The 11,371-nt window shown below is 71.6% G+C and carries 9 protein-coding genes; 5 read left to right on the top strand and 4 right to left on the bottom strand.

All coding sequences use genetic code 11. The features are described 5' to 3' along the window. Window positions 1-15: 15 nt before the first annotated feature. The gene (locus CGL27_RS06805; RefSeq protein WP_162952895.1) at window positions 16-720 is read right to left on the bottom strand and encodes a DUF4232 domain-containing protein; all 705 of its coding nucleotides are present in this window, start codon (window positions 718-720) and stop codon (window positions 16-18) included. A gap of 58 nt (window positions 721-778) precedes the next feature. Continuing rightward, entirely contained in the window at window positions 779-2,137 is a 1,359-nt protein-coding gene (locus CGL27_RS06800; RefSeq protein WP_119985268.1) for a Gfo/Idh/MocA family oxidoreductase, read from the bottom strand. A gap of 196 nt (window positions 2,138-2,333) precedes the next feature. Here CGL27_RS06800 and CGL27_RS06795 point away from each other — a divergent pair, with 196 nt between their 5' ends. The 3 genes from CGL27_RS06795 to CGL27_RS06785 all read left to right on the top strand — a co-directional run bounded on the left by CGL27_RS06795 (window position 2,334) and on the right by CGL27_RS06785 (window position 7,682). After that, window positions 2,334-2,708: a hypothetical protein gene (locus CGL27_RS06795; protein WP_119985266.1), complete on the top strand. Its 375-nt coding sequence runs from the start codon at window positions 2,334-2,336 to the stop codon at window positions 2,706-2,708. 247 nt (window positions 2,709-2,955) lie between these two features. Next, window positions 2,956-5,640: a SpoIIE family protein phosphatase/ATP-binding protein gene (locus tag CGL27_RS06790; protein WP_240450380.1), complete on the top strand. Its 2,685-nt coding sequence runs from the start codon at window positions 2,956-2,958 to the stop codon at window positions 5,638-5,640. Window positions 5,641-5,810: 170 nt separating this feature from the next. Beyond that, window positions 5,811-7,682: a potassium transporter TrkA gene (locus tag CGL27_RS06785; protein ID WP_119985263.1), complete on the top strand. Its 1,872-nt coding sequence runs from the start codon at window positions 5,811-5,813 to the stop codon at window positions 7,680-7,682. Between the two features lie 13 nt (window positions 7,683-7,695). Here CGL27_RS06785 and CGL27_RS06780 read toward each other — a convergent pair whose 3' ends face one another. Together CGL27_RS06780 and CGL27_RS06775 are read right to left on the bottom strand one after the other, a co-directional pair. Next, the gene (locus CGL27_RS06780) at window positions 7,696-8,442 is read right to left on the bottom strand and encodes a helix-turn-helix transcriptional regulator (RefSeq protein ID WP_078638956.1); all 747 of its coding nucleotides are present in this window, start codon (window positions 8,440-8,442) and stop codon (window positions 7,696-7,698) included. A gap of 41 nt (window positions 8,443-8,483) precedes the next feature. Then, window positions 8,484-9,260 carry an SDR family oxidoreductase gene (locus CGL27_RS06775; protein WP_078638955.1) on the bottom strand — a complete coding sequence of 259 codons (777 nt, stop codon included), beginning with the start codon at window positions 9,258-9,260 and terminating at the stop codon, window positions 8,484-8,486. 159 nt (window positions 9,261-9,419) lie between these two features. On the opposite strand from CGL27_RS06775, the gene CGL27_RS06770 reads away from it, so the two are divergent. Both CGL27_RS06770 and CGL27_RS06765 read left to right on the top strand, forming a co-directional pair. Next, complete coding sequence (locus tag CGL27_RS06770) at window positions 9,420-10,031, top strand: TetR/AcrR family transcriptional regulator (protein ID WP_078638954.1); 612 nt, start codon at window positions 9,420-9,422, stop codon at window positions 10,029-10,031. 30 nt (window positions 10,032-10,061) lie between these two features. Then, complete coding sequence (locus CGL27_RS06765; RefSeq protein ID WP_119985261.1) at window positions 10,062-11,276, top strand: DUF4032 domain-containing protein; 1,215 nt, start codon at window positions 10,062-10,064, stop codon at window positions 11,274-11,276. The last annotated feature ends 95 nt before the right edge of the window (window positions 11,277-11,371 follow it).

The raw sequence follows: 11,371 nt of genomic DNA, 5'->3' as shown, positions 1-11,371 counted from the left end.
CGCCACCGGCGGGTGTCACGAACCGGCGTCCGGGCGATCCGCGCCAGGACGGTTCGGGGCAGGACGATCCGGGGCGGGGCGGGCCCAGGCGCTCACGCCCAGCTTGCCGGTGGTGCCCAGGTCGACGTGGTCGGGCACGGTCTGCGCGTCCCTTCCGTCGCCGTTCGGCGCGATCCGCAGATAGCGCCCGTCGGCGGCGGGGCGCGTCGTGTCCGTCACCAGATTCCGCCACAGCAGACGCGTCACCGCCCGCTCACCGGGCTTCAGCCGCACCGGCCCGGTGGCCGTCTCGAAGCCGTCGACGGTGGCGATGCCCGACGCCCCATGGCCGACCGTGACCTCCAGCGGCTCCAGGTCCGCGTCGAGGACCTGGACGGAGGGGTGGCCGTTCACCGTATAGACGCGTCTGCCGCAGTTCACCAGCTCGATCTGCTGCTCCCGCAGCCCCATCGCCGCGTTGGCCTCCGCGGCCCGCAGCAGCACCCCCGAGTCGGGGCAGACCGCAGGGGCGGTGGGCGCGGCGGTGTCCGGGGAGACGGTGAGGCCCGACGGGCGGGAGGTGGCCTCGTCGGGCACCGCGGCGACTCCCGAGGAGGTCTGCGTACCGCATGCGCTGAGCAGACCGGCCGCCGCGAGGGAGCCGAGCAGCCGTCTTCGGCGGCGCCGGGCGGCGCTCCGGAAAAGGGGCGCCCGGGGTGTTTCGATCGCATCCGTGTCCATGCGGCTCATCCTGCCGCAACCCCGGGCGGGATGAGCCGCGTTGGACCCGGCGCCCCGGCTACAGCGTCACGACATCCGCCGTGGCCACCGGCTTTCCGCTGATGAACGACTGGTTGGCCGCGAGCCCGGTGACCAGCGCCAGCGCCCCGTCCTCCTCGGTGGCCCGGCGGCGTGAGGCGTCCGAGGCGTCCATGGCCGCCTTCCCGGTGGCCGCCGCCGGATCCACCGGGCCGTAGAGCACCTCCAGCATCCGCTCGTCCCCGCCGCCGTGTCCCGCGTGGTCGAACGCCGGCAGCTCCACCTCCCGCGGCGGCTCCCACAGCGGCCGCAGCACCAGCCGCGGACCGCCCGCGTTGGCCAGGGCCTGGTCGCCGTGGATGGTGCCGCGGCCGGAGGAGGTGCCCAGCAGCGACGGCTGCCACTTGCTCTCCTCGACCTCCAGCTCCAGCCGGCCCCGGGTGCCGTTGAACATCACCCGGTAGCCCTCCCAGGGGGAGTAGGCGGTCAGGTGGTACGTCATGGTGGCGCCGGTGTCGTAGCGGACCAGCAGCGCCATGTCGTCCTCGATGGTGACGCCGTCGCCGAACACATTGCGGTCGCGGTGGTAGCCGTCCACGCCCTCGGCGTCCAGATACAGGGAGCGCAGCGCGTCGTTCTCGGCGAGCTCCAGCGCGAACGGGTCGTCCTGCGCGGCGGCGGCTCCGTGCGCCCGCTCGTACTCGCGCCGGTAGCCGCTGCGCTCACCGGCCGCACGGCCGTAGAAGCCGAGCCGGCCGTAGCCGAACACCTCCTGCGGCCGGGCCCCCAGCCACCAGTTGACCAGGTCGAAGTGGTGACTGGACTTGTGCACCATCAGCCCGCCGCTGTGCTCCTTCTCGCGGTGCCAGCGGCGGAAGTAGTCGGCCCCGTGCCGGGTGTCCAGCAGCCATTCGAAGTGCACCGAGAGCACCTCGCCGATGGCGCCGCCGGACAACTGCCGGTGGACCTCCTCGTGCACCGGGTTGAAGCGGTAGTTGAAGGCGACCGCCAGATGGTTGCCGGTCTCCTCGACCGTCTCCAGGATGCGACGGCACTTGGCCGCGTCGGTGGTCATCGGCTTCTCGGTGACCACCCGGCAGCCGGCTCGCAGCGCGGGCACGACATACGCGTCGTGCAGCGCGTCCACGCAGGTCACCACCACCTCCTGGATATCGTCCGCGCGCAGCCGCCGCTCGAACTCCCCGGGGGTCCAGGCGGCGGCCTCCGGCTCGCCGGCCTCCTTCAGCAGTCGCTGGTGGTGGGCGATGCGCACCGGGTTCGGATCGCACAGTGCGGCGACCCTCAGCTGCGGGCGGCGGGCCAGCGCCTCGGTGAACATCTGGGCCCGGGAGCCGGTGCCCACCACCACGGCCCGGGACGGGGTGCTGCCGACGGTCATGCGTCCTCCAGCGGGAAGCAACGATTCAATCCGAAGTCGATCAACGCGTGCGCAGGATAGGACGATCGGCGGCCCGCCACCACGGGGTGGGGCACGCGATGCCGGGGAGCGGACGCGCGCGGGAGTGCGTCGGCGGACCCTGTGCAAGGATGAAATATGTGGACACGATCTCCAGGTCCCGGGAGGGCGACGGGCCATGATCGACATCGAGGACTCGCTGCGCGAGGTGATGGAGTGCGAGGGCGCGCTGGCGGCCTCGCTCGTCGACTATCTGAGCCGGATCACCCTGGGCGCCGTCCAGACCCCGCGCGGTCCGGACCTGGAGAAGGTGGCCTACGGGGACACGGATGTCATGCGGGCCAAGCTGTCCACTCTGGAGCTGCTCGGCTACGACCCGGGCCGTCTCGAGGACATCGTGGTCACGCTGGACACCGAGTACCACCTGATCCGTCCGCTCAGCCAGCGCACCCGCCAGGGTGTCTTTCTCTATCTGGTGGCCGACCGGGCGCGGGTGGATCTGGGCGCCGCGAGGGCGGCGATGCGGGCTGTGGCTCACCGGCTTGATGTGTGACCGTGGCAGAGGGGCCGATATGACCTGTGGCGCTCGACGAGGAGCGCCGCGGTGAGCGATGCGTGGCCGAGTTGCCACACACCGTGCCGATGTGTATCGGAGACCGGGACGGCCCCCGATCGTGTGCCGCCAGGCTTCACGGTCCGAGGGTGATAAATGGTAGGAAGGGTGCGTGGTCGGAGTTTTCGGTCGGTCAAGACCTGCCCCACACCCCCTCTCCCGGAAGCGCTTCCGTTCGCTCTTGAGCATGCGCAGCTTGAGCGTACGCAGCATCGCCGGGCAGGTTTTCGCTGTTCAAGTACTGCTTGTCGGCCTCCTCATCGTCGCGGCGACGACGGCGCTCATCCTCCAGGCACGTAGCGACAGTGAGCAGGAGGCCGTCCGCCGCGCGACCGCCGTCGCCCAGACCTTCGCCACCTCCCCGGGGATCGCGTCCGCGATGGGGACGGAGAATCCGACCGCCCAGCTGCAGCCGCGGGCCGAGGAGACCCGTAAGCGGGCGCATCTGGACTTCGTGGTCGTGGCGAACGCCAAGGGCATCCGCTACACCCACCCCAAGCCGGAGTTCATCGGCAAGGAACTCGTCGCCGACTGGCGGCCCGTGGTGAAGGGCAAGATCGTCACCGAGTCCGTGCAGGGGCCCCTCGGCCGCGAGGTTCAGGCCACTGTCCCGATCCCCCGGGGCAACGGCACCGTGGCCGGTGTGGTGTGCGCCGGAATGACCGCCGCGGATGTGAGCGGCCGGGTCGAGCGCCAGCTGCCGCTGGTCTTCGGCTCCGCCGCCGGTGCGCTCGCGCTCGCCACCGGCGGGACCGCGCTGGTCGGCGGTCGGCTGCGACGCCAGACGCGAGGGCTCGGCCCCGCCCAGATGACCCGCATGTACGAGCACCACGACGCCGTCCTGCACTCCGTGCGCGAAGGCGTGCTCATCGTCGACAGCCACGGCCGCCTCGTCCTCGCCAACGACGAGGCCGGCCGGCTCCTCGATCTGCCCCGGGACGCCGAGGGCCGCCCCATCACCGAGCTCGGCCTCGAGCCGCGCACCGCCGAGCTGCTCGCCTCGGGCCGGGTCGCCACCGACGAGGTGCATCTGGCCGGGGACCGGCTGCTCGCCGTCAACCAGCGCCCCACCCGGTGGGACGGCGGGATGTCGGGAAGCGTCGCCACGCTCCGTGACTCCACCGAACTGCGCGCGCTGTCCGGCAAGGCCGAAGTGGCGGAGCGGCGGCTGAGGCTGCTCTTCGAGGCGGGCTCGAAGATCGGCACCACCCTCGACATCGTGCGGACCGCCGAGGAGCTGACCCAGTTCGGCGTCCCGTGGTTCGCCGACTTCGCCACCGTCGACCTCGTGGACCCCGTGCTGCGCGGCGACGATCCCGCGGGCAGCGCCATGCGCCGCACCGCCACCAGTGGCATCCGGGCCGACCATCCGCTGTGGCGGGTCGGCAAGATGATCACCTACGCCGGAGGCGTGCCCCAGGCGCTGGGCTTCGGCGCGGGCCGGCCGGTGCTCGATGCGGATCTGCGGGCCTATGAGGGATGGCAGGAGCAGGATCCCGAACAGGCGACGAAGATCGTCAAGTACGGCATCCACTCGATGATCACCATCCCGCTGCGGGCCCGGGACGTCACCCTGGGCATCGCCACCTTCTGGCGCTCCGAGCAGTCCGAGCCGTTCGACGAGGACGACGTGGCGCTCACCGAGGAGCTGGTCGCCCGCGCCGCGGTCGCCATCGACAACGCCCGCCGCTACACCCGCGAACACGCCATGGCGGCCACCCTCCAGCGCAGTCTGCTGCCCCAGGGCCTGCCCGAACAGGACGCCCTGGACGTGGCCCACCGCTATCTGCCCGCCCAGGCCGGGGTCGGCGGTGACTGGTTCGACGTCATCTCCCTGCCCGGCGGCCGGGTCGCCCTCGCCGTCGGCGATGTCGTCGGCCACGGACTGCACGCCGCCGCCACCATGGGCCGGCTGCGCACCGCCGTGCACAACTTCTCCGCCCTCGACCTGCCGCCCGATGAGCTCATCGCCCATCTCGACGAGCTGGCCAGCCGGTTCGACCAGGACCAGGCCGCAGCGGGCACCGACGCCCCGGGCATCAGCGGCGCCAGCTGTCTGTACGCCATCTACGACCCGGTCTCCGGCCGCTGCACGGTGGCGGGCGCCGGCCACCCGGGCCCGGCGGTGGTCCTCCCGGACTCCACCGTGACCTTCCCCGACGTCCCCCTCGCCCCGCCGCTGGGCCTGGGCGGCGAACCCATCGAGACCGTCGAGCTGGAGCTGCCCGAGGGCAGCCGGCTGGCCCTGTTCACCGACGGGCTGATCCGGGACCACGGCCGGGACTTCGACGAGGGCCTCGGCGTCCTGCGCACCACCCTCGCCGGACTGCCCGACGGCACACCGGAGGAGACCTGCCAGGCCGTCTTCGACACCATGGTCACCGCCCACCCCGGCGACGACATCGCCCTCCTGGTCGCCCGCACCCACCTGCTGGATCCCGGGCATGTCGCCGAATGGGAGCTGCCCTCCGACCCCGCCGCGGTCGCCCGCATCCGCAACGAGGCCGCCGAGCAACTCACCGCATGGGGGCTGGAGGAGATCGCCTTCACCACCGAACTCATCCTCAGCGAGCTGATGACCAACGCCATCCGCTACGGATGCGCCCCCAGCCGCGTCCGGTTGCTGCGCGCCCGCACCCTCATCTGCGAAGTGGCCGACGGCTCCAGCACCTCCCCGCATCTGCGGCGCGCCGCCACCACCGACGAAGGCGGCCGAGGGCTCTTCCTCGTCGCCCAGTACGCGCTGCGCTGGGGGACCCGCTACACCCCCAACGGCAAGATCATCTGGGCCGAGCAGCCCCTGACCGACCCGATGCTCCCGCTGGCCGACGCCGAGGACCTCCTCGACCAGTGGGACGACCTCCCCGGCTGACCCCGCCGCCCCATATGGTCGCAACGGGAGCGCCGGACGGACGCTCCGCTGGTCACCGGCGGCGCCCGATTGGCGCTGAGGCGGGGTCAGACGACACCCTCATGGCGTAAAGCGCCGCTCACCACGGGCCGTTGGGCCCGGCGGCGTGATGGGCTATGGAGGAATGCGGCATGCGGAAGAGGCTGCGGGAGCGGCTGCGGTACTGGTTCGACGGGACGATGGACCGTGGTACCCCGGCGCTGATCGGCTGGCTGGGGCTGGCCTCCCTGGCGTTGATCACCCTGGTCTCCGCGGTGGTGGTCGCCTTCGCCCACAAGGACACCGAGGACAACGGCGGTTGGCTCGGCGTCGTCTGGATGAGCCTGCTGCGGACCCTCGATCCGGGCACGATGGGCGGGGACACGGGCCGGCCGCTGTTCCTGGTCCTCATGCTCACGGTGACCATCGGCGGAATCTTCATCGTCAGCGCGCTGATCGGTGTGATGACCACTGGCCTGGAGGCCCGGATCCAGCAGCTTCGCAAGGGCACCTCACGGCTGATCGAGCACGGCCACACCATAGTGCTGGGCTGGTCGGAGCAGGTCTTCACGGTGATAGCGGAGCTGGCGGAGGCCAACCAGAGCGAGCGGCGCTCGTGTGTGGTGATCCTCGCCGACCGGGACAAGGTCGACATGGAGGACGAGATCCGGCGCCGCATCCCGGACACCGGGAAGACCCGGGTGGTCTGCCGCTCCGGCAATCCGCTCCAGCGCGGCGACCTGGAGCTGGTGAGCCCGGACAGCGCCAAGGCCATCATGGTGCTCTCTCCCGTCGGGGATGACAGCGATATCGACGTCATCAAGACGCTGTTGCTGCTCAACGGCCGCACCTGGACCGGGACGCGGCCCAATGTGGTGGCCGCCGTGCAGAGTTCGGCGAACCTGGCGGCCGCCCGGCTGGCCGCGGGGGACGCCGCGCTGGTGATCGACGCCGATGACATCGCGGTCGGGCTGATCGTGCAGTCCCACCGCCAGTCCGGTCTGTCCACCGTCTTCAACGAACTGCTCAGCTTCATCGGCAACGAGATCTACCCCTGGCACGCGCCGGCACTGGCCGGCTCCACCTACGGGGAGTCGCTGAACGCCTTCGAGCTCGGTGTGCCCATCGGTGTGCAGCGCGCGGACGGCGAGGCGCTGGTCAACCCCGCCATGGACACCGTGATCGAGCGCGGGGACCGGCTGCTGATGATCGCGGAGGACGATCTGCTCATCAAGGTGGCGGCCACCCGGCCCCGGATCGCGCGCTCGGCGATGGCCGTGGCCGCGTTCCGCCCGCCGGTACCGGACCGGACCCTGCTGATCGGCTGGAACTCCCGCGCGGAGAAGATCATCGCGCAGCTCGACCTCCTGGTGAAATCCGGTTCGGTGGTGGACATCGCCGCCCCGCGCCCGCCCCGGGAGGAGGCGAACCGGGAGCTGAAGAACCTCACGGTCGGCTTCAAGCACTGCGAACCCACCCGCCGCCCGTCGCTGGAGGCACTCGGGCTGGACGGCTACCGCCATATCGTGGTGCTGACGGACGACGGGATCGACCCCGGGCGGTCCGACGACCGCACCCTGGTCACCCTGCTCCACCTGCGCGACATCGAGATCCAGCTCGGCGATCCGTACTCGATCGTCACCGAGATGCATGACGACGCCAACCGCGAGGTCGCGCAGGTCACCAAGGCCGACGACTTCATCGTCTCCACCAAGGTGATCAGCCTGCTGCTGACCCAGCTCACCGAGAACCGCCATCTGTACACGGTCTTCGCCGACCTCTTCGACCCAGAGGGTTCCGAGATCTATCTCAAACCCGCGGCCGGCTATCTGATACCCGGCGCGGAGGCCAACTTCGCCACCGTCATCGAGGCCGCCCGCCAGCGCGGTGAGACGGCCATCGGCTACCGGCTGGCCCGGCAGAGCGATGAGCCACCGCTCTACGGCGTCCACCTCAACCCGTCCAAGACAGCGCCGCTGACCCTGGAGGAGGGCGATACGGTCGTGGTCCTGGCCGAGGACTGAACCAGCGAAGGAGTCAGCCGAGCGCGCGGTGGGCGCCGGGGGTGTGGCCGAAGGCCCGGCGGAAGACGTCGATGAAGGCGCTGCTGGACGCCCAGCCGCACCGATGGGCGACGGCCGTGACCGGGGCGCCCTCGGCCAGCAGCCGCAGGGCGTGATGCAGGCGCAGTTGGGTGCGCCACTGCGGAAAGGTCATCCCCAGCTCGGCCGCGCACAGCCGGGTCAGGGTGCGCTCGCCGACCCCGACCGCGGCCCCGAGCTGCCGCAGGGTCCGGTTGTCCGCCGGGTCGTCGTGGAGGAGGGCGCACACCGCCGCCAGGCGCGGGTCCCTGGCGGCGGGCACATGCACCGGCTGCTCGGCACAGCGGCGGAGCTGATCGAGCAGTACGGCCCGAAGCCGGCGCCGTTCGGCGCCGAGGTCCGCCGGCCGCGCGGTGTATTCGATGATCAGCTCGCGCAGCAGCGGGCCGACGCCGAGGACCGCGGGCTGCTCCAGCCGCAGCGGATTGTCCGCCACCGCCAGCCCCACCATATGGAGGTCGGTGGCGCCGTACGCGCGCGGCTCATGGACGGTCCCGGCCGGTATCCACAGCGCCCGGTTGGCGGGCGCGATCCAGGTGCCCGCGTCGGTGGTGACGGCCAGCACCCCGCGCCCGGCGTAGACGATCTGGTGCTCGTCATGCCGATGCGCGTCAATGCCGCCACCGGCGGGCAGCGGGCGCAGACCCGTCGTCGCCTGGGGAGTGTGGCGGATTCTCGGCATCGGAGGCCATTCTATCGGCCGCCGGGCTCTTACGAAGGTGGTCAGCGGACGGTCAGCCCGCCGTCCACGTTCATGATGGTGCCGGTGGTCCACCCCGCCTGCGGGGAGGCGAGGAAGGCCGCCGCGGCGGCCACCTCGTGGGGTTCGCCGACGCGGCCCAGGGGATAGGCGTCCCGGGTGCGGCGGTCGTGCCCGTCGCGCTCCTCGGCGCTCATCGGGCCGAGATAGTCCCGTTCGTAGGTGGGGGTGCGTACGGCGCCGGGGGCGATGCCGTTGACCCGGACGCCGGAGGGGCCCAGCTCATTGGCGAGGGCCCGGGTCATCGCGTTGATGGCGCCGCGGGTGGCGGAGTAGGCCGCGGACGGGCGGTCGGCGACCATCTTGTCCGCCCAGTAGCTGCTGATGTTGATGATGCTGCCGCGGCCCTCGACGAGCGCGGGCAGCAGCGCCTGGGCGAGGAGGAAGGGCACCCGGACATTGAGGTGGAGCATGGCGTCGAAGGAGTCGGCCGAGGTCTGGGCGAGCGGGCTGAAGTGTGCCGTGCCCGCGTTGTTGACCAGGGTGTCCACCCGTTCGGTGAGCGCGAGCACCTGACGCGCGGCGGTGGTCACGGCGCCGGGGTCGGCCAGGTCGACGGAGAGGGTGCGTACGGTGGTGCCGCGTCCGGCCAGGGTGTGCCGGGCCCGGTCGAGCTTCTCCTGGTCGCGGGCGAGCAGCACCAGGTCGGCGCCCTCGGTGGCGAAGGCGTCGGCGATGGCGTAGCCGAGGCCCTCGCTGCCCCCGGTGATCACCGCGGTGATGCCGTCGAGATGGCTCATGCCCGTGGCTCCTGTTCGGTCGTGCGGGTGGGACGTGTGGCGAGAGGCCGGTGGGGTAGGCGGGCGTGGTGCCGCTCGCTAAATGGACAGATCTTGTCCGCTTAGAGTTCAGCGTACGGAGGTGGACAGCTTCTGTCCACTTCTGACTAGGCTGGGGACATGACGGGCATGCCCTCCGCTCAGCGGCCCCCCAGACCGCCGCGCGCGGACGCGCGGCGCAACGCCGCCCGCGTCCTGACCGCCGCACGCCAGGCGGTGGCCGCCCATGGCTTCGACGTCAGCTATCACGAGATCGCGCGGCTGGCCGGTGTCGGCGTCGGCACCGTCTACCGCCGCTTCCCCGAGCGGGCCCAACTGCTGGAAGCCGTCCTCCTCGATGTGCTCGGCGAACTCGCCGACAGCGCCGAACAGGCCCTGGGCGAGGACGACTCCTGGCCGGCCTTCACCCGGTTCTTCACCGGCCTCGCCCTGCGCACCGGCGAGAACGCGGGGCTGTCGGACTCCCTCGACGACCGCGGCGGACCCCAGGTGGCCGCCGCCCGCCGCACCCTGCTCGATCGCCTACGGCGCCTGACCGAACGCGCCCAGCGGGACGGTGTGCTGCGCGCCGATCTGTCCTGGCGGGACATTCCGTTCCTGGCCAGGGCGGCCGCCGCCGGAGCCTGTGTGCTGGACATCCCGGCCGACCCGCTCCAGGTCGAACGGTGTGTCACGGTCGTCCTCGACGGAATGCGCGCACCGGCGAGTACCCCACTGCCCGACCGGCTCTGATCACACCTCCGTACCGCACACTGGGGTGTCATGGAGCTGCAGATCACCGCCACCTCGCCCGAGCATCCGGCGTCGCTGCTCGATCTGCCGTGGAACATCCCGCTGGAGGAGTGGCCCAAGGAGCACCTGGTCGCACTGCCCCGGGGCATCTCCCGCCATGTCGTCCGCTTCGCGCAGGCGGGCGGCGAGATCGTCGCGGTCAAGGAGGTCGGCGAGTGGGCGGCGGTACGCGAGTACGGGCTGCTGCGCGACCTGGACCGGCTCGCGGTCCCCGCGGTGGACGCGCTCGCGGTGGTGACCGGGCGCACCGACGAGCACGGCGAACCGCTGGAGCCTGCGCTGATCACCCGCCATCTGGTGGGCTCGCAGCCATACCGCTCGATGTTCCAGACGACCATGCGGCCGAGCACCATCCGACGGCTGCTCGACGCGCTCGCCGTGCTGCTGGTGCGGCTGCATCTGGCCGGGTTCGCCTGGGGCGACTGCTCGCTGTCCAACACCCTCTTCCGGCGCGACGCGGGCGCGTACGCCGCCTATCTGGTCGACGCCGAGACCGGGCAGATCCAGCCGAAGCTCACCAGCGGACAGCGGGATTACGACGTCGAGGTGGCGCGGGTGAACATCGCGGGCGAGCTGATGGACCTGGAGGCCAGCGGTTCCCTGCACCCCTCGGTCGACCCGGTGCTCTTCGGCGAGGCCATCGCCGAGCGCTACCGCGACCTGTGGCATGAGCTGACCCGCCAGTCGGTCTATCCGCTCGCCCAGCGCCACGCCATCGACCAGCGCGTCCGGCGCCTGAACGACCTCGGGTTCGACGTGGCGGAGATGCAGATCGAGCGCTCACCCGACGGCGACACCGTCACCTTCGTGCCCAAGGTCGTCGACGCGGGCCACCACCAGCGGCAGTTGCTGCGGCTTACCGGACTCGACGCGGAGGAGAACCAGGCCCGCAGCCTGCTGAACGATCTGGAGACCTGGATGGCCACACAGGACGACTACGCGCCCGGCGATCCGCTCGGCGCACGCCCGGAGGTGCTCGCCCACCGGTGGGTCCGCGATGTCTTCCGGCCCACCGTGCGGACCGTTCCCAAGGATCTGCGCGGTGCCACCGACACCGCCCAGATCTACTACGAACTGCTCGAACACCGCTGGCTGTTGTCCGAGCGGGCCGGGCGTGACGTGGGCCTGGAAGCCACCGTCGGGGACTACATACGAACCGTCCTGGCGGACCGGCCGCACGGCTGACCGCCCCGCGCCCCGGGCTCGGCCACCTCGGACCTGCCGGGCCGCCGTGGGTCCCGCGGCGCCGCCCGCACACCCCTGCCGGGCCCTGTCCGCCG

The sequence above is a fragment of the Streptomyces sp. 11-1-2 genome, from assembly GCF_003595545.1.
Classification (GTDB): domain Bacteria; phylum Actinomycetota; class Actinomycetes; order Streptomycetales; family Streptomycetaceae; genus Streptomyces; species Streptomyces hygroscopicus_B.
This window is presented reverse-complemented; position numbering and strand designations above follow the sequence as displayed.